Source organism: Kluyvera sichuanensis, assembly GCF_014218705.1.
In the GTDB taxonomy this organism is placed as follows: domain Bacteria; phylum Pseudomonadota; class Gammaproteobacteria; order Enterobacterales; family Enterobacteriaceae; genus Kluyvera; species Kluyvera sichuanensis.
Genome location: NZ_JABBJF010000016.1, coordinates 60620 through 76919, shown reverse-complemented (window position 1 = coordinate 76919; position 16300 = coordinate 60620). Strand labels below are relative to the sequence as shown.

Sequence of the window (16300 nt, the reverse complement as noted above, 5' to 3'; positions counted from 1 at the left end):
CTCCGTTACACCTTTTCCACGTTCACCAGGAAGGACTTGAATTCCGGCGTCTGCGAGTTCGCATCGCCGACGGACGGAGTCAGGGTATTCGCAATAAACCCTTTCTTCGCCACGCCTTCATAGCCCCAGTGGATTGGAATACCGATGGTATCGATATCCTTACCGTCAACTTTCAGCGTGCGGATACGCTTGGTCACCACCGCCTTGGCTTTGATATAGCCGCGGTTAGAGGAGACCTTCACGGTATCGCCATGGCCGATGCCGAGCTTATCGGCGAGCTTCTCACCAATCTCCACGAACTGTTCCGGCTGTGCGATGGCGTTAAGCAGCGCATGCTTGGTCCAGTAGTGGAAGTGCTCGGTCAGACGGTAGGTGGTACCGACGTACGGGAACTTGTCCGCTTTACCCAACGCTTCCCTATCACCTTTAAAGATACGGGCGGCAGGGTTAGAGATGACGTTCGGGTGCAGCGGGTTGGTGCCCAGCGGCGTTTCAAACGGCTCGTAGTGTTCCGGGAACGGACCTTCAGCCATCTTATCGAGGGCGAACAGGCGACCCATCCCTTCCGGCTGCATGATAAACGGCCCAACGTTGCTACCTGGTGCTGCGGCGCTGTAGTCCGGAATATCCACGCCGCCCCATTTCTCGCCGTCCCATTTGAGGAGTTGGCGCTTCGGATCCCACGGGTTACCCTGCGGGTCTGCGGAGGCACGGTTATACAGGATGCGACGGTTCAGCGGCCATGCCCAGGCCCAGCCCAGCGTGTTGCCAAGGCCGGATGGGTCGGCGTTATCACGACGCGCCATCTGGTTGCCGTCCGGCGTCCAGCTACCGGCGAAGATCCAGCAACCGCTGGCGGTGGTGCCGTCATCGCGCAGTTGGGCGAACGAGCTCAGCTGTTGGCCTTTCTTCACGATAACCGCGCCGGTGGCCGGGTCGATAATATCGGCCAGCGCCTTACCGTTGTTCTCCATCGCCACTTCCTCAGACGCAGGCTCATCCGGCGTTGAGTAGTTCCAGCTCATGTTCAGTACCTGTTCAGGTACTGGGCCGCCCTCTTCGGCGTACATCTTACGCAGGCGTAAGAAGATGCCGGCCAGGATCTCACCGTCGGTGACGGCATCCCCCGGGGCGTCCGCGCCTTTCCAGTGCCACTGGAGCCAGCGACCGGAGTTAACGATAGAACCGTTCTCTTCGGCGAAGCAGGTGGACGGCAGGCGGAACACTTCAGTCTGGATTTTCGACGGATCAACATCGTTCGACTCGCCGTGGTTTTGCCAGAAGGTCGCCGTTTCGGTGTTGAGTGGGTCAATGGTGACGAGGAACTTCAGTTTAGAAAGCGCCGCGACGGTTTTGTTTTTGTTCGGGAATGACGCCACCGGGTTAAAGCCCTGGCAAAGATAACCGTTGACCTTACCCTCGTTCATCATCTCGAAGTACTGCAGGACGTCGTACCCTTTGTCCCACTTCGGCAGCCAGTCAAAGCCCCAGCTATTTTCCGCCGTCGCTTTATCGCCGTAGAAGGTCTTCATCATCGAGACGAAGAATTTCGGGTAGTTGCCCCAGTAGTTCACCTGACCATCCAGCAGCGGTTTAGGCGTGTTGGCGGTGAGGTAGGTTTGCAGGTCAGTCTGCTTCTCGTTTGGCAGCGTCATGTAGCCCGGCAGGCTCGTCGACAGCAGGCCGAGGTCGGTCAGACCCTGGATGTTGGAGTGGCCGCGCAGGGCGTTCACGCCGCCGCCTGCCATACCCATGTTGCCGAGCAGCAGCTGAATCATCGCCATGGTACGGATGTTCTGCGAACCGATGGAGTGCTGCGTCCAGCCCAGTGCATACAGGAACGAGGCGGTTTTATCGTGTGCGCTGGTCTCTGCGATGTACTCGCAGACTTTCAGGAAGTCGGCTTTTGGCGTACCGCAGATCTTCTCGACCATTTCCGGCGTGTAGCGGGAAATATGCTGTTTCAGCAGATTCCAGACGCAGCGCGGATGGGTGAGAGTGGTATCGCGTTTCGCGTGACCGTTCTCATCCAGTTCGTAGTTCCAGGAGGTCTTATCGTACTTACGCGCTTCGGCGTCGTAGCCGCTGAACAGGCCGTCGTTGAAGCTGAAGTCTTCACGCACGATAAGGCTGGCGTTGGTATAGGCTTCGGTGTACTCGCGGTTGAATTTTTCGTTATTCAACAGGTACAGCATCACGCCCGACAGGAAGGTAATGTCGGTACCGGATCGAATTGGGGCGTAGAAATCCGCCACTGACGCGGTTCGCGTAAAGCGGGGGTCGATAACAATCAGCTTCGCGCCATTATGGATCTTGGCTTCCATCGCCCAGCGGAATCCCACCGGATGCGCTTCTGCCGCGTTCCCACCCATCACGACGATGAGGTTGGCGTTCTTCATGTCAACCCAGTGGTTGGTCATCGCACCGCGACCAAATGTTGGAGCAAGACTTGCTACCGTTGGTCCGTGTCAGACACGCGCTTGGTTGTCGACCGCGAGCATACCGAGCGCGCGGGTGAATTTCTGTGTTAAGAAGCCGGTTTCGTTACTGGAAGCAGAGGCGCACAGCATACCGGTCGTCAACCAACGGTTAACGGTGGTGCCTGCTTCGTTTTTCTCGATAAAGTTGGCGTCGCGGTCGGCCTTCATCAGCTTGGCGATGCGGTCGAACGCTTCATCCCAGCTGATTTGTTGCCATTTATTGGAGCCAGGAGCGCGGTATTCAGGGTATTTCAGACGGCTTTCAGAGTGGATAAAGTCCACCAGGCCTGCGCCTTTCGGGCACAGCGCGCCGCGGTTTACCGGGTGATCCGGATCCCCTTCGATGTGGAAAATTGAGGCTTTTGCGTTTTTTGCGCCGTCGCCGAGGCTATACATTAAAAGCCCACAACCGACAGAGCAGTAAGTGCAGGTGTTACGGGTCTCACGGGTGCGCAGCAATTTATACTGCCGTGTTTCCGCGAGTGCGATGCCTGGGGCAAAGCCCAGTGCGGCTGCCGTGGTTCCTGCCATACCGCCAGCGCAGATCTTAAAGAACTGCCTTCTGCTGACCTGCATGGATCGCTCCTTGTTTCGACATTGTCATTGCTTGTAGTTGTTCTCCGTCGTAGTCAGACGAAGATTCTGAATACTAAGATGCCCTCAGTTCCAGGAGGGCTTTGGTTCAGAATACCACAATATCGGTAGGCTTGTTCCAATGCGGTTAATGATAGGTGAATGGATTTTGCGCGGATTAACATTGAATCGTGAGATTTATCACATTTAACTCAGTTTATCGCGTTACTTTGGCGGGTGATTAACGAAGATAACCACAAGGTAGTACCTATAGTTTACACAGACTTTTTGTAGCAGAATGTCGCTAAAAAATGCGCACTGTGCGTTATTGCACCACAAAGTTGATCCATAATAAGCCTCAATTCCCTCCTGTTGTGATGGAATAGACGCCCCTTATTGTTGAAGTCGTTCAGAGTACTTGCCGTGTTTAATGTTAAAGATGAAGTCGAACCCTCGTTGCAGCTAATTGGCGCGGTCGAGCGTTCCGTCTTCAGAAGGCCAAAAATTATGCAACCGACACAGGATATTCTTGCTGAAGAAGTTCCCGTTGCGCTGGTCTACAACGGCATTTCCCACGTCGTGATGATGGCGACGCCGAAAGACCTCGAAGCATTTGCGATTGGCTTTTCTCTGTCTGAGGGCATTATCGAACACCCGCGTGAAATTTTCGGCATGGACGTGGTGCCGGCCTGTAACGGCGTGGAAGTCAGAATCGAACTCTCCAGCCGTCGCTTTATGGGGCTCAAAGAGCGCCGTCGCGCGCTTGCCGGGCGTACCGGGTGCGGCGTCTGCGGCGTTGAACAGCTTAACGATATCGGTAAGCCTATTCAGCCGCTACCTTTCAGCCAGACCTTCGACCTGGCCCACCTTGACCATGCGCTCAGACACTTAAACGATGTGCAACCGGTTGGCCGTGAAACGGGCTGCACCCATGCGGCGGCCTGGGTGATGCCGTCGGGCGAACTGGCGGGCGGCCATGAAGACGTGGGCCGCCACGTGGCGCTGGATAAACTGCTGGGCCACCGTGCGCAAGAAGGCATGCGCTGGCAGCGAGGCGCTGCGCTGGTTTCCAGCCGCGCCAGCTATGAAATGGTGCAGAAGTCAGCCATGTGTGGCGTTGAGATTTTGTTTGCGGTCTCTGCAGCTACTACATTGGCGGTGGAAGTTGCCGAGCGTTGCAACCTGACGCTGGTGGGTTTTTGCAAGCCGGGCAGAGCGACGATTTATACCCACCCAGAGCGCTTATTGACGGAGTAATGACGCCAGGCAGCCAGCAAAATGCTGCCTGAAAACGCCATCTCCATGATGATAGCCATCGGCGAACCGACAATCACATTGTTTAGCACCCAGCATAAACTGCCTCCCAGCGTGTATCCTCGCAGTTTATTGGTTTTATCCTGAAAAGAGGCGAAGGTCATCAGCAGGCTGCCGGCCAACGGCAACAGGTTTGTCATTCCCTGCCAGAAACAGGCGCTACAGATTAACGACGCCGCCATAAATACCCACATTGCCCATAGACGCTGCGTCAGGATCGCTGCCGTAAAGCGGCAAGCCGCAATCGTCATCAACCCGGATGCCACAGGCTGCTCCAGCAGATAAAAATGGAGCGCCAGCAGGCTGGTTGAGCCGGCAAGAAGGGTGAGCGTCATGGTTCGGTGACGAAAGTGAAAGGCAGAAATATCCAGCCCAAAACTGATGCCAGCAAGGATCTGGGAAACAAGAAATGTGGTCATAACGGACGCCATTGCACAAATGAATGGCGGAACAATAAGTGACGCCATCGGCGATGGCGTTAACCTTTGTTAAGACGTTGGCGAATGCGCGAAAGACTGACTGGCGTAATCCCGATATAGCTGGCGAGATCCCGTTGCGTAAGCTGTGACTCCCAGCCCGGGAACTGGCTCTGAATATACCGATAGCGTTGCTCAGGGGTATTGAGCAACAGCATCTGCTCCTTTTTTTCTTTGTAGATAAGTTGCTGAACGAGAAGCTGCATTTTGCAGTCCTGATTTTCGGCGGCATCCAGAAAAGAGAGGGGAACTTCACTGACCTCTCCCGCCGCGAGCGCCTGCAGGCTGTAATCAGCAGGGGTAGCCGTTAACCAGTTGAGATATAAAAAGCAGCACTCCCCCGAAAAATAGAACTCTTTTACCCGCTCCACGCCCTGGTCTGAGTGATAAACCGCGCGAACAACACCATGATGCAAATAGTAAAAATAGCTTTGCATCTCCCCCTGATGGAGAAGCCAGTCGCCCGCCGACAGCGGTTTTCTTCGACTCTCCAGTAAACCTTTTAGATCCTGACTTAATAACATTTTCTATCTCAAAAAAATTGAAAGATAAATGCAAATCATTCCGCTATTAGTTGATGAGAATGTGGCCTACTATTTATCACATCAAGGCAACGCGCCTTATCCAAACAACCAAGTGAAAGGGTTTATATCATGAAAAGTATCAAAACTTTTGTCGCAGTTATCGCACTCTCCGCTTCTTTCGGTACCTTCGCTGCTCAGACCGTGACCGCAACAGCCTCCACAATGGATGGTGCAGAAGCTAAAATCGCCGCTCAGGCACAGGCTGCAGGCGCATCGTCTTATAAAATTACCGAAGCGTTTACCGGTAACCGTGTGCACATGACCGCACAGCTGAATAAATAAGCGAAAAGCACCTGTAGAAAGAGCGCCCCAGGGGCGCTTTTTTTGTTTCTGCTAAAGATCCCCACGCATCACTCCCTTCTTAAGACAAAATTATGTGTCGATGTTCACATTTTTGCTCTCTCATAAAAACGTCACTAACCCTGAAAACCATTTGTTTATTTACGGGTATTTGCCCATAAAATAACTTCCTGATAATTAAAGTTTTTAATTAGTAAATGTCGTTGTGATCTCATTTTAAAAATGAGATTTAAATCACAAAAAACACCGTTTTTTATTATGTGTCAATATTAGGCCTGACTTAAATTATCGCTATTATGTGATCTTCGTTGCAAATAGAGGTCTTGAAGTCAGGGAAAAATGCTTTCACGGAAACAGGTGAGGGCAGAAGATGAAAATCGGTATTGTCATTAGCGGTGGAGATGTCTCTGGAATAAATAATTTTATTTTTCAGGTCGCGAGACTTGCCTGTGCACAGATCACGCTATTTAACGGTGGCATACCGGGTTTATTAGATAAAAATCACCGGGAGGTCTCCTGGTCAGATTTAGTGGATTTTTCTATTTCCTCTATTCCACTTATTACGTCTGGCCGTACAGCGCGAAATTTACAGCGCAGTGAGTATGAAACCATTGCGAAGAAAATAAAGTCGTTACGGATTGATGTGCTGATTATGGCTGGCGGTGATGGCAGTCTGCAATTCCTGAATACGCTCAGCGAATTTGATATTAACTGCTTTGGCGTCGGTATGACGATCGATAATGATGTTTATGGCAGCGACTACACCATTGGCTTTTCTACCGCCTGCGAGCAAATTATCAAAGAGGTATCGCGCTTAAGAAATACCGGCAGGGCACTTCCCGGGCGCGTTTTTATGGCGGAGATTCTGGGCGGTTACTGCGGCGAGTTAACGCTACAATCGGCGATAAAATCGAACGCCGATATTGCGCTGATTCCAGAAGCGCAGATCCCTCTGGACGCTCTGGCAGAGCGTATTAAGCAAAAACTGGCTAGCCAGAATAGCGTCGTTATTCTGTGCTCTGAAGGCTACACCCGCGAGTACTCTCCGGGCTTTCAGGGCGCAATAGATACCATGATAAAACAACTCGAACCGCGTATTGGCGTGCGTATCCGCAAAACCATCATTGGTTACGGTTTACGCAGTGGCGACCCGACCTGTGAGGAGATTTATCAGGGTACCATTATGGCGAATGAAGTGGTTCGCTGTATTCAATCTGGTATGAGAAATAAAGCCGTTATTATTAATTCAAGCAATAAACCTATTCCGATTGATTTAGTCAGTATGAAAAAACGTCTGGTTGATACCGACGGACATTATTATAAACTTGCCAAACAACTCAATATAATTTGAGGAGACCCTACATGCTGAAAATTCTCTGCGTATGTGGCTGCGGCCTCGGCTCAAGCTTTGCTATTGAAATGACCGCCAAGGCCGTTTTAAAAAAACTGGAAATTCCGGCGCATATTGAACACACCACGGTATCGGAGGCCGGGGCATTTAAATCTGACATGATTCTGACGCAAAAAACCTTTGCCGATATTCTGACAGCCGATGCCAGCGAAGAAGAGATAAAACGCGTGGTGATTTTAAATAAACTGACGGACAAAGATGAGATCGAACAAAAGATTGTCGCGTTTTTAAATGAACGTAATTTACAGGTAGCCGACTATGAATAGTGTCGTTGAGTTTATCGTCAAAGATTTGCTCGGCCAGGCTTCAATACTCATCGCCTTTATTGCGATGCTGGGGCTTATCCTACAGAAAAAATCACCGGGCAAGACGGCTGAGGGCACATTTAAAACCCTGCTCGGTTTTTTAATCATGATGGCCGGTATCAACATCATTGTGGCCACGCTGACGTTCCTGAATGACATCTTCACTCAGGGCTTTGGCATGAAGGGTTACATTACCGATGTCGCGGCGATTGCCGGTTTAGCTAATCGTGAGTTGGGTTCCGAGGTGGCGCTGACCCTGCTGGTGATTTTTGCCGTCAACATCATCATCGCTCGCCTGACGCCACTGAAATATATCTTCCTGACTGGCCAGGCGCTGCTGTGGATGGCGACTATTGGTGCCGTTATCGGCTATAAAGCCGGGCTGACGGGGCTGCCGCTGATTTTGACCGGCGGGATCTTCGGCGGCGTAATGGCGGTACTGATGCCCGCGCTGGCGCAACCGGTGGTGCGGCGGATCACCGGCTCAGATGACGTCGCGCTGGGGCACTTCTGCACCATTGGTTACCTGGTGCAGGCGGCGGTCGCTAAAGTGGTCGGCAAAGGCTCTCGCTCCACGGAAGATCTTGAATTACCGGATAACTTCAAGTTTCTGCAGGACACCTATCTCGCTATGGCAGTGGTCATGGTGCCGATGTACCTCATTCCGGCATTGGCAGCAGGCCCGGCATATATCGGCCAGTTCTCTAACGGCATTAACTACCTGATGTACGCCTTTATGCAGTCCATCCAGTTTGTAGCCGGGGTCTTCGTTCTCTATAGCGGCGTGCGCCTGCTGCTCAATGAACTGGTGCCAGCGTTTCGCGGGATTGCAATGCGCATCGTCCCTGATGCCAAACCAGCGCTGGACTGCCCGGTACTGTTCCCTTATGCGCCAAATGCCGTGATTGTTGGCTTCCTGGCAACAACGGTCGGTTCGATCATCGGCATGCTGGTCTTCCCGATGTTCGGTCTGGCGATGATTCTGCCCGGCCTGCTCACTAACTTCTTTGCGGGCGGCACGGCGGGTGTATTTGGCAATGCGTTGGGCGGTCGTCGCGGGGCGATGATTGGCGGTGTGGTGCACGGGCTGTTTATCACCTTCCTGCCCGCCATTCTGGTGCCGATGCTTGAAAGTTACGGCTTTACCGGCGTGACGTTCAGCGATTCGGATGTGATTAGTTCTGGGCTGGTATTAGGCCACGCCTTCCAGAATAACTGGTTATTTGTCGCGTTGTTTATTGTCTTTGTCGCCGCACTGGCATGGTTTGTAAACGGTAAATCAGCTAAGCCGAAAGGGGAAAACGTTCATGAGTCTGTATAACTTCAACGATATTCTTAATATTGCCCAGCAGAGAAATTTTAAAGCCATCGGGTCGTTTAATTTGCACTGTATTGAAATGCTGCCCGCGTTTTTCAAAGCCGCGCAGCAGAGTAACAGCCCGCTAATGATCCAAATCTCCACCGGGACGGCGGAATATTTAGGCTATCGTTTACTCGTGGATGCCGTTAGCTCGCTGGCCGAAAGTGAAAATGTGCCAACCTGCCTGCATCTGGATCACTGCTCGGATATCAGCGCCATTGAAACGGCAATGAACGCTGGGTTCTCGTCGGTGATGTATGACGGTTCCCATCTCAACCTGGAGGAGAATATTGGCAACACGCGCATCGTGGTTGAAATGGCGCGCCCGCGTAATATTACGGTTGAGGGGGAGCTGGGCGCCATTGGTGGCTCTGAAGACGGCAAAGCCGTCGCCGTAGAGGATATCTGCTTCACCACGGTAGAGGACGCCAAACGCTTCGTCGATGAAACCCAGGTCGATATGCTGGCGGTCTCCGTGGGGACGGTGCACGGGCTGTATACCGGCAAGGCAAAAATCCAGCACCAGCGGCTTAAGGATATTAGTGCGGCAACCGGCGTGCCTCTGGTGTTGCACGGCGGCACCGGCGTGAGCGATGAGGATATGCGCCTGGCGGTGACTGAGGGCATTAACAAGGTTAACGTCGGCACAGAAATGAATGTGCAGTGGGTTGATCAATGTAAAACCGCCTTTGAAAAAGGCAAAGTGAATGACAGCGTGCGGAAGTTTTTAATTCCAGCAAATAATGCCGTCACTCATGTATTAATGGAAAAGATCGCTTTATTTAAATAAACGTCTCTTTATTACTCGATATTTCGTTACCCTGTTGTTCATCAGGGAGGGGATTCGCTATGTTTGAATCATTGAAAACGTTGTGGAAAAAGCAAGATAGTCCGTCGGAAGATTATGATGAACAGTCGCTTCTGCTGGCGGTGGAAATATCCCGATTAGAAGGTGAATTACAGGGTAACCCGAGTGATGGCGAGATACAGAAAGCATTAATGCTGATTTATAACCGGGCATTGTCGGTATATGCCAAAAGCAAAACGCACCGACAGGAAATTGACGCTCTGTTTATCCGTATCGATGAATTACGCAACATTATTCGCCGTAACATTTAGGGAGTGGGTATGACGATTAAAGAGCTACTCATAGAAGCCGATGCTATTCAGGTTGGTGTCACTGAGTCGGACTGGCAGAAGGTGATCCAGCTGGCCGCCACGCCGCTGATTGAAAACGGCTATATCTCGGCTGATTACGGCCAGGCCGTTATTGAAAACACCCTGAACCACGGCGCGTATTACGTGTTTGACGAAGGGGTTGCCATTCCGCATGCGCGTCCTGAGTGCGGCGTGAAGCGGAACTGTTTTAGCCTGGTGCTGTTAGAGAAACCGATTCGGTTTGCCGAAAGCGAGGCCGCGGATATCGTCATTATGTTCGGCGCGCAGGACAGTAATGCGCATATTGAAGAGGGGATCCGCGCCATTATCTCGCTGCTGGATAACGATGAACGCATGGCCAAACTGCGGGCAGCAAACTCGAAAGAGGAGGTTGTGGCGCTGCTATGAAAAGAGACCTTACGCCAAACTGTAAAACCGTCATTCTGGTGAACGGCATACCCGCCTCTGGAAAGAGCACCATTGCCCGTCAGCTTTCGCAGACTTTTGGCTTGCCGCTGCTGACAATCGACGGAATCAAAGAGCCCTTTATGGCGCGCTTTACCGATATCGACCGCCCCTTCAACCGCCAGCTCGGCTGTGCTGCCTACGAGGCTATCTGGTCGATTGTGGGACAGTCTCCGGCGGGCTGTGTCTGGGTGATTGATGCCTGGTTTGGTTTCCAGCCTAAAGAGATGCTGCAGCGATTAGTGCAGGACGCCGGGGTTGAGCGGATTATCGAAGTCTGGAACCAGATCTCTCCTGAGGTCGCGGTGGCGCGCTATGCTCAGCGGTTAGCGCAGCGCTTGCCGGGTCATCCCGGAGAAGAGTATCTACCCGAACTGGCGCTGCTGGCCGAGCGGGCCGAACCGATGCGTCTGGGGGCTGTGTATTGCGTCGATCAGCAGGTGCAGCCCGATATTGGAGAGGTCTGCGACTGGGTCGATATGCAGTTGAAAAATTAATCAATTAATTTGAATGATGACAACAAATCCTTCCGCTTTTCGTTGAACGATGTGAGGGCTATTATTTATCACATCAAGGCAAAACGCCTTATCCAAACAACTAAGTGAAAGGGTTTACATCATGAAAAGCATCAAAACTTTTGTTGCAGTTATCGCACTCGCCGCTTCTTTCGGTACCTTCGCTGCTCAGACCGTGACCGCAACGGCCTCCACAATGGACGGTGCAGAAGCTAAAATCGCCGCTCAGGCACAGGCTGCAGGCGCATCGTCTTATAAAATTACCGAAGCGTTTACCGGTAACCGCGTGCACATGACCGCACAGCTGAATAAATAAGCGTAAGTTACTGTCGAAAGAGCGCCCTTGGGGCGCTTTTTTAGTTTATACCCGCCAGACGCAGCAGCGCGGTCGCCACCGCAGCGGCAATAATCACTATGATAAGCGGCGCTTTGCGCCAGGCCAGAAACACGGCAAAACCTACCCCCAGCACGCGCGCCGCACCGGAGAAATGCTCACCCTCATAGAACGTGGTCGCCAGCGCGACGGAAAAGAGCAGTACCGTGGCGGCATCGGAAAGCAGTGCCTGAGAGCGTTCCGAAAAGGCCAGACGATTGCCGAGCTTTGCGCCGCCGAGACGCATCAGATAGGTTCCCAGCGAAAGAATGACGATCCCGGCGATAAACAGCGTCATGTTACCCATTATTTTTTCCTCGCCAGCAGGCCAAACAGGGAAAGCAGAACCGGTAATCCAACCGGCGCGAACGGTACGGCGGCAAGCGACAGCGCCGCGCCGCTGCAGGCACGAATCAGCGTGGTACGGTTTTTAAAGGCCGGGATCACCAGCGCCAACAGAATGGCCGGGAAAACAGCATCCAGCCCGATGGTTTCCGGGGCTGGGAGTAATCGCCCTACTGCTGCGCCAAACAGCGCGCCGAGCGGCCAGAAAATGGCGACGCCAGCCCCGCAGAGCCAGAAGGCAGCCTTACGCTGCTCGGGTGTAGGCTGCGACAGGCCAAAGACCACGCTCTCGTCATTCATGATATGGCAGCCAATAAAGCTAGCGGCGCGCTTGCCGACCAGGTCACGCACCGTCACGCCGAAAGGAATATGGCGGGCATTGACTAACAGACCGGCTGCTGCCGCTGCTAACGGGTTACCGCCGCTGGCGACGATGCCGATAAACATAAACTCTGACGCGCCCGCGAGGACCGAAACCGAGAGCAGCAGCGGCACCCACAGCGGAAAGCCGTACGCCATTGCCAGTGAACCATAAGAGACGCCGACCACGCCGACCGCCAGACAGACGAGGAAAATCGCCTTAATCGTGCTGCCTTTCAGGCAGGAGAACATTTTTAATGACATCTAAATTTACCATATCGAACGATATATCCATTATAATGAACGAATCAGTGTGGTAGTTCAAGATGAACATTTCGTTCGATATATAAAACGATGGAGTTGTGTATGACACAGCCAATCAGCGTGATTGCCAAAAGCCTGGTGCGTGAGCGAGCGAGGACCGGATTATCTCTGGCCGAAATCGCACGTCGTGCCGGTATTGCCAAATCGACGCTTTCCCAGCTTGAGGCCGGGAACGGTAATCCTAGCCTGGAAACCCTATGGGCGCTCTGCGTCGCGCTGGACATCCCTTTTGCGCGCCTGCTTGAGCCACAGCCCAATAAAACCCAGGTGATCCGCCGGGGAGAGGGAACGAAGGTTATTGCCGAGCAGGCCAACTATCAGGCTACGCTGCTTGCTACCTGCCCGCCGGGGGCGCGTCGCGATATTTATCTGCTGACCACGCAGCCGGGCGCAGACCGTATTTCACATCCGCATCCACCGGGTTCTATCGAACATATTATTGTGACGCAGGGGCGAGCGCTGGTTGGCCTGACCGCCGCGCCGGAAGAGTTGAATGCCGGTGATTACATCTGCTATCCCGCCGACGAACCGCATCTTTTTAAAGCGCTAGAGCCAGATACGCTGGCGATTCTGGTCGCCGAGCAGAACTGATCGTAGAGGCGCGCAGTGATATATTAATTACTGCGCGTATTTTTATATTTATATCCCAAAGCTAATATTATAATTTTATTGTTTATTTACCGTAATAATTCCTAATTATATATATTGCTCACCCTTCTCTTTTCTTTCTCTACCGTGTTACCTCGCTCACGATCTTAAAATTAGAGATGTTTACCGGCTAAAATATATTAGCTAGTGTCTTTGGTGCTTGTTATGAAATGTGTCCGTACGTAACTGGCGATTTCTACCGACAAATGAATAATAAAAATACATTCATGGTCGTTATAAAACACCAAAAATCGTATTTTGATTTTTCGGGATATTCTTTATTTCAAGGAAAGCAAATAATGAAGAAATCGACGCTCTCGCTGGCAATAGGATTATTGCTGGTGGCCAATACCGGTTTTGCGAAAACAACGAACATGACGTTAGAGCAAAGGCTGGCGCAGTTAGAATCACGTCTGGAAGCAGCAGAGAATCGCGCAGCAAAAGCAGAACAGCAGGTTGAAACGCTGCGCGTTCAGCAGGCTGCTGAAATCAACGAGATTAAGGCTGCACAGGGCAATACGCCGGTGAACGGTCAGGCTTCGGCCGAAGAGACTCACATCAATGCCAATAAACCTAATCTTATTCTTTCCGGCTACGGCGATCTGAAAATTTACGGCGACGTAGAATTTAATATGGATGCGGAAAGTAAGCACGGCTTACTCGCCATGACCAACCCCAACTACGACGGCGATCCGAGCAATGAGAAATGGGACGTCAACGGACGCATTCTGCTGGGATTTGACGGTATGCGTAAGCTGAATAACGGCTACTTTGCCGGTTTCTCCGCGCAGCCGCTGGGCGATCTTTCCGGGACGGTGAATATTGATGATGCGGCGTTCTTCTTTGGTAAAGAAGATGACTGGAAAATTAAAGTGGGTCGTTTTGAAGCCTATGATATGTTCCCATTAAATCAGGATACGTTTGTTGAGCACTCGGGTAATACCGCTAACGACCTCTACGATGACGGCAGCGGCTATATCTATATGATGAAAGAAGGTCGCGGTCGTTCTGATTCCGGCGGCAGCTTCCTGATGAGCAAGCAGATAGATAACTGGTATTTCGAATTAAACACCCTGCTGGAAGACGGTACCTCGCTCTACAACGATGGCGATTACCATGGTCGTAGCCTGGAACAGCAGAAGAACGTGGCCTATCTGCGCCCGATTATCGCCTGGTCGCCAACGGATGAGTTTACGGTGTCGGCGGCGATGGAAAGCAACGTCGTCAACAATGCGTACGGCTATACCAATAAGAAAGGCGAGTTTGTCGACCAGTCTGACCGCACCGGTTACGGTATGACCATGACGTGGAACGGCCTGAAGAGCGATCCGGATAATGGCGTGGTGGTTAACCTCAATACGGCTTATCTGGATGCGAACAACGAACAAGACTTTACCGCAGCGGCGAACGTGCTGTGGAAGCGTTTCGAGCTGGGCTATATCTACGCGCATAACAAGATTGACGATTTTTCCGGTGTGGTCTGCGACAAAGACTGCTGGATCAACGATGAAGGCACCTACGATATCCACACCATTCATGCGTCCTACCAGTTTGCTAACGTGATGGATATGCAGAACTTTAATATCTATCTTGGCGCTTACTACTCCATCCTGAACAGCGATGGCGACGGTTACAACGGCGATGGTTCTGACGATCGCTACGGTGCGCGCGTTCGCTTTAAATACTTCTTCTAAAAAAATGAAGGCCTCCGTAAACGGAGGCCTTTTTCTGTAACCCGGGGAGGCTCGGTGTGAAACCCCGGCGTCGCTACGCTCGGCCGGGCTACTATGTGGATTTTGTAGGACTTTACGCCAGGTAAAACACTTCTTTCAACTCGGCGCTAACCGGGCTGTTATCCGGATTGGACGGCATCACGTCGGTCATGTGCTTCCACCAACGCTGGCAAACGTCGGTGTTTGCCACCGCGTTCCAGCGCTCTTCGGACTCAATTTCCACGGTGGCGAACAGCAGGTTACGTTCTTTATCGAGATAAATCGCGTAATGGTGCGCGCCATGTGCTTTTAGCACCGCTTCCAGCTCCGGCCAGATTGGGCTGTGGCGGCGTTGGTACTCTTCGTGTGCGTTGGCGTTCACCTGCATCACAAAGGCTTTGCGGATCATAATGCCTCCAGGTACAGCTCACGCACTTCATCGCGGCTGGCGGTACGCGGGTTGCATGGCGCGCACGGGTCGGCCAGCGCTTTATCCAGCCAGCCTTCGATATCGGCTTTGGTCACGCCGAGCTTGCTGAACCCTTCAGGAATGCCCACGCGCGCACTCAGCTTACGGATGGCGTTGATTGCCTCCATGCTCGCCACTTCGTCGCTCATGCTGCGGGTGTCCACGCCCATCGCCTGCGCCACGCGGGCAAAGCGTGCCACGGCGTTCGGGCGGTTAAAGTTTTCGATGATCGGCAGCAGGATGGCGTTGCACACGCCGTGCGGCAGGTTGTGCGTGGCCCCCGGTTGGTGCGCCAGCGCGTGTACCAGTCCCAGACCGGCGCTGTTAAACGCCATGCCTGCCAGATACTGACCAAACGCCATCTGCTCGCGGGCTTCCAGGTTATGACCATCGTCCACGGCTTTCGGCAGCCACAGGGTGATAAGACGAATGGCTTCGAGCGCGTTGGCATCGGTTAATGGGTGTGCGCCGACGGATACATAGGCTTCTACCGCATGGGTCAGCGCATCCATACCGGTGGCGGCGGTTACGGAAGCGGGAATATCGAGCATCACGCTGGCGTCGTCCACGGCGATATCCGGGATGATGTTCGAGTCGATAATCACCTCTTTGACCTGACGCGCGGTGTCGATAATGACCGCGTTGCTGGTCATCTCCGCTGCGGTACCGGCGGTGGTGTTGATCGCCACCAGATGCACGCCAGCGTTCAGTACTTTGCCCACGCCGGAGTATGCGGTGGATGGGGCCGGGTTAGCGGTCAGGATTTTAATCGCTTTCGCGGTATCAATCGGGCTGCCGCCGCCGAAGGCAATAATGTAGTCACACTGATTAGCCTGATAGGCCGCGTAGCCTTGTTGCACCAGTTCTTCCGTTGGGTTCGGGAAAACCTCGTCGAACAGGTGATAAGACATTTTATGTGCGTCCAACGCGGCGAACAGGCTATCCAGCAGGCCCATTTTCACCAGTTGGCCGTCGGTGACGATCAGCGCTTTGCCCCATTGCTTACCGGCAACCAGGTTGACCATATCCCCAATGGCGCCTGCACCGTGCAGGCTGATTTTTGGCAGTGCTAACATAAAGCTCATGGTGTTTCTCCTTAAATACCTAACTTATGAAATCCTGGGTTCC

19 protein-coding genes are annotated in these 16300 nt (G+C 52.6%); 12 read left to right on the top strand and 7 right to left on the bottom strand.

The features are described 5' to 3' along the window. Window positions 1–5 precede the first annotated feature (5 nt). Complete coding sequence (fdnG, locus tag HII27_RS16090) at window positions 6–3056, bottom strand: formate dehydrogenase-N subunit alpha (RefSeq protein WP_185668844.1); 3051 nt, start codon at window positions 3054–3056, stop codon at window positions 6–8. Between the two features lie 504 nt (window positions 3057–3560). Between fdnG and fdhD the strand changes: the two genes are divergently transcribed. Then, window positions 3561–4310 carry a formate dehydrogenase accessory sulfurtransferase FdhD gene (gene fdhD, locus HII27_RS16085; protein WP_220439053.1) on the top strand — a complete coding sequence of 250 codons (750 nt, stop codon included), beginning with the start codon at window positions 3561–3563 and terminating at the stop codon, window positions 4308–4310. Here the strand turns inward: fdhD and HII27_RS16080 are convergent. Next, a complete protein-coding gene (locus HII27_RS16080; protein ID WP_185668842.1) occupies window positions 4277–4786 on the bottom strand; it encodes a YgjV family protein in 510 nt (169 codons plus the stop codon). The genes fdhD and HII27_RS16080 overlap by 34 nt on opposite strands. Window positions 4787–4845: 59 nt before the next feature. After that, window positions 4846–5367 (bottom strand): Crp/Fnr family transcriptional regulator, encoded by a 522-nt coding sequence (locus tag HII27_RS16075; RefSeq protein ID WP_185668841.1) that lies wholly within the window; start codon window positions 5365–5367, stop codon window positions 4846–4848. Window positions 5368–5496: 129 nt separating this feature from the next. Between HII27_RS16075 and HII27_RS16070 the strand changes: the two genes are divergently transcribed. From HII27_RS16070 to HII27_RS16030, 9 genes are all read left to right on the top strand, one after another. Continuing rightward, window positions 5497–5709: a YdgH/BhsA/McbA-like domain containing protein gene (locus HII27_RS16070; protein ID WP_185668840.1), complete on the top strand. Its 213-nt coding sequence runs from the start codon at window positions 5497–5499 to the stop codon at window positions 5707–5709. 388 nt (window positions 5710–6097) lie between these two features. Continuing rightward, entirely contained in the window at window positions 6098–7078 is a 981-nt protein-coding gene (locus tag HII27_RS16065) for a 6-phosphofructokinase (RefSeq protein WP_185668839.1), read from the top strand. Window positions 7079–7089: 11 nt separating this feature from the next. Further along, entirely contained in the window at window positions 7090–7404 is a 315-nt protein-coding gene (locus HII27_RS16060; RefSeq protein WP_185668838.1) for a PTS sugar transporter subunit IIB, read from the top strand. Then, entirely contained in the window at window positions 7397–8764 is a 1368-nt protein-coding gene (locus HII27_RS16055) for a PTS sugar transporter subunit IIC (RefSeq protein ID WP_185668837.1), read from the top strand. Before HII27_RS16060 ends, HII27_RS16055 begins: the two co-directional genes overlap by 8 nt. After that, the gene (locus HII27_RS16050; RefSeq protein ID WP_185668836.1) at window positions 8751–9593 is read left to right on the top strand and encodes a class II fructose-bisphosphate aldolase; all 843 of its coding nucleotides are present in this window, start codon (window positions 8751–8753) and stop codon (window positions 9591–9593) included. Before HII27_RS16055 ends, HII27_RS16050 begins: the two co-directional genes overlap by 14 nt. 59 nt (window positions 9594–9652) lie before the next feature. Beyond that, on the top strand, window positions 9653–9922 hold the full coding sequence (locus HII27_RS16045; RefSeq protein WP_185668835.1) for a hypothetical protein: 270 nt from the start codon (window positions 9653–9655) through the stop codon (window positions 9920–9922). A gap of 9 nt (window positions 9923–9931) precedes the next feature. Beyond that, complete coding sequence (locus HII27_RS16040) at window positions 9932–10369, top strand: PTS sugar transporter subunit IIA (protein WP_185668834.1); 438 nt, start codon at window positions 9932–9934, stop codon at window positions 10367–10369. Further along, window positions 10366–10923 carry an AAA family ATPase gene (locus HII27_RS16035; protein ID WP_185668833.1) on the top strand — a complete coding sequence of 186 codons (558 nt, stop codon included), beginning with the start codon at window positions 10366–10368 and terminating at the stop codon, window positions 10921–10923. The genes HII27_RS16040 and HII27_RS16035 overlap by 4 nt, the downstream gene beginning before the upstream one ends. A gap of 121 nt (window positions 10924–11044) precedes the next feature. Continuing rightward, complete coding sequence (locus HII27_RS16030) at window positions 11045–11257, top strand: YdgH/BhsA/McbA-like domain containing protein (RefSeq protein ID WP_185668832.1); 213 nt, start codon at window positions 11045–11047, stop codon at window positions 11255–11257. 40 nt (window positions 11258–11297) lie between these two features. On the opposite strand, the gene HII27_RS16025 is transcribed toward HII27_RS16030, so the two are convergent. Next, window positions 11298–11621 carry an AzlD domain-containing protein gene (locus tag HII27_RS16025; protein ID WP_185668831.1) on the bottom strand — a complete coding sequence of 108 codons (324 nt, stop codon included), beginning with the start codon at window positions 11619–11621 and terminating at the stop codon, window positions 11298–11300. Next, the gene (locus HII27_RS16020; protein WP_185668863.1) at window positions 11621–12271 is read right to left on the bottom strand and encodes an AzlC family ABC transporter permease; all 651 of its coding nucleotides are present in this window, start codon (window positions 12269–12271) and stop codon (window positions 11621–11623) included. The genes HII27_RS16025 and HII27_RS16020 overlap by 1 nt, the downstream gene beginning before the upstream one ends. A 114-nt stretch (window positions 12272–12385) precedes the next feature. Here HII27_RS16020 and HII27_RS16015 point away from each other — a divergent pair, with 114 nt between their 5' ends. Together HII27_RS16015 and HII27_RS16010 are read left to right on the top strand one after the other, a co-directional pair. Beyond that, the gene (locus tag HII27_RS16015; protein ID WP_185668830.1) at window positions 12386–12934 is read left to right on the top strand and encodes a helix-turn-helix domain-containing protein; all 549 of its coding nucleotides are present in this window, start codon (window positions 12386–12388) and stop codon (window positions 12932–12934) included. A gap of 356 nt (window positions 12935–13290) precedes the next feature. Continuing rightward, entirely contained in the window at window positions 13291–14685 is a 1395-nt protein-coding gene (locus HII27_RS16010; protein ID WP_185668829.1) for a carbohydrate porin, read from the top strand. A 112-nt stretch (window positions 14686–14797) separates the two neighbouring features. On the opposite strand, the gene rhaM is transcribed toward HII27_RS16010, so the two are convergent. Next, window positions 14798–15112, bottom strand: coding sequence for an L-rhamnose mutarotase (gene rhaM / locus HII27_RS16005; protein ID WP_185668828.1), 315 nt, complete (start codon window positions 15110–15112; stop codon window positions 14798–14800). Continuing rightward, entirely contained in the window at window positions 15109–16257 is a 1149-nt protein-coding gene (gene fucO, locus HII27_RS16000; protein WP_185668827.1) for a lactaldehyde reductase, read from the bottom strand. The genes rhaM and fucO overlap by 4 nt, the downstream gene beginning before the upstream one ends. Window positions 16258–16300: the final 43 nt, after the last annotated feature.

Excerpts from the sequence above, each read along its gene's own strand:
- fdhD (WP_220439053.1), top strand. The coding sequence starts at position 3,561 with ATGCAACCGACACAGGATATTCTTGCTGAAGAAGTTCCCGTTGCGCTG.
- HII27_RS16080 (WP_185668842.1), bottom strand. The coding sequence starts at position 4,786 with ATGACCACATTTCTTGTTTCCCAGATCCTTGCTGGCATCAGTTTTGGG.
- HII27_RS16075 (WP_185668841.1), bottom strand. The coding sequence starts at position 5,367 with ATGTTATTAAGTCAGGATCTAAAAGGTTTACTGGAGAGTCGAAGAAAA.
- HII27_RS16070 (WP_185668840.1), top strand. The coding sequence starts at position 5,497 with ATGAAAAGTATCAAAACTTTTGTCGCAGTTATCGCACTCTCCGCTTCT.
- HII27_RS16065 (WP_185668839.1), top strand. The coding sequence starts at position 6,098 with ATGAAAATCGGTATTGTCATTAGCGGTGGAGATGTCTCTGGAATAAAT.
- HII27_RS16060 (WP_185668838.1), top strand. The coding sequence starts at position 7,090 with ATGCTGAAAATTCTCTGCGTATGTGGCTGCGGCCTCGGCTCAAGCTTT.
- HII27_RS16055 (WP_185668837.1), top strand. The coding sequence starts at position 7,397 with ATGAATAGTGTCGTTGAGTTTATCGTCAAAGATTTGCTCGGCCAGGCT.
- HII27_RS16050 (WP_185668836.1), top strand. The coding sequence starts at position 8,751 with ATGAGTCTGTATAACTTCAACGATATTCTTAATATTGCCCAGCAGAGA.
- HII27_RS16045 (WP_185668835.1), top strand. The coding sequence starts at position 9,653 with ATGTTTGAATCATTGAAAACGTTGTGGAAAAAGCAAGATAGTCCGTCG.
- HII27_RS16040 (WP_185668834.1), top strand. The coding sequence starts at position 9,932 with ATGACGATTAAAGAGCTACTCATAGAAGCCGATGCTATTCAGGTTGGT.
- HII27_RS16035 (WP_185668833.1), top strand. The coding sequence starts at position 10,366 with ATGAAAAGAGACCTTACGCCAAACTGTAAAACCGTCATTCTGGTGAAC.
- HII27_RS16030 (WP_185668832.1), top strand. The coding sequence starts at position 11,045 with ATGAAAAGCATCAAAACTTTTGTTGCAGTTATCGCACTCGCCGCTTCT.
- HII27_RS16025 (WP_185668831.1), bottom strand. The coding sequence starts at position 11,621 with ATGGGTAACATGACGCTGTTTATCGCCGGGATCGTCATTCTTTCGCTG.
- HII27_RS16020 (WP_185668863.1), bottom strand. The coding sequence starts at position 12,271 with ATGTTCTCCTGCCTGAAAGGCAGCACGATTAAGGCGATTTTCCTCGTC.
- HII27_RS16015 (WP_185668830.1), top strand. The coding sequence starts at position 12,386 with ATGACACAGCCAATCAGCGTGATTGCCAAAAGCCTGGTGCGTGAGCGA.
- HII27_RS16010 (WP_185668829.1), top strand. The coding sequence starts at position 13,291 with ATGAAGAAATCGACGCTCTCGCTGGCAATAGGATTATTGCTGGTGGCC.
- rhaM (WP_185668828.1), bottom strand. The coding sequence starts at position 15,112 with ATGATCCGCAAAGCCTTTGTGATGCAGGTGAACGCCAACGCACACGAA.
- fucO (WP_185668827.1), bottom strand. The coding sequence starts at position 16,257 with ATGAGCTTTATGTTAGCACTGCCAAAAATCAGCCTGCACGGTGCAGGC.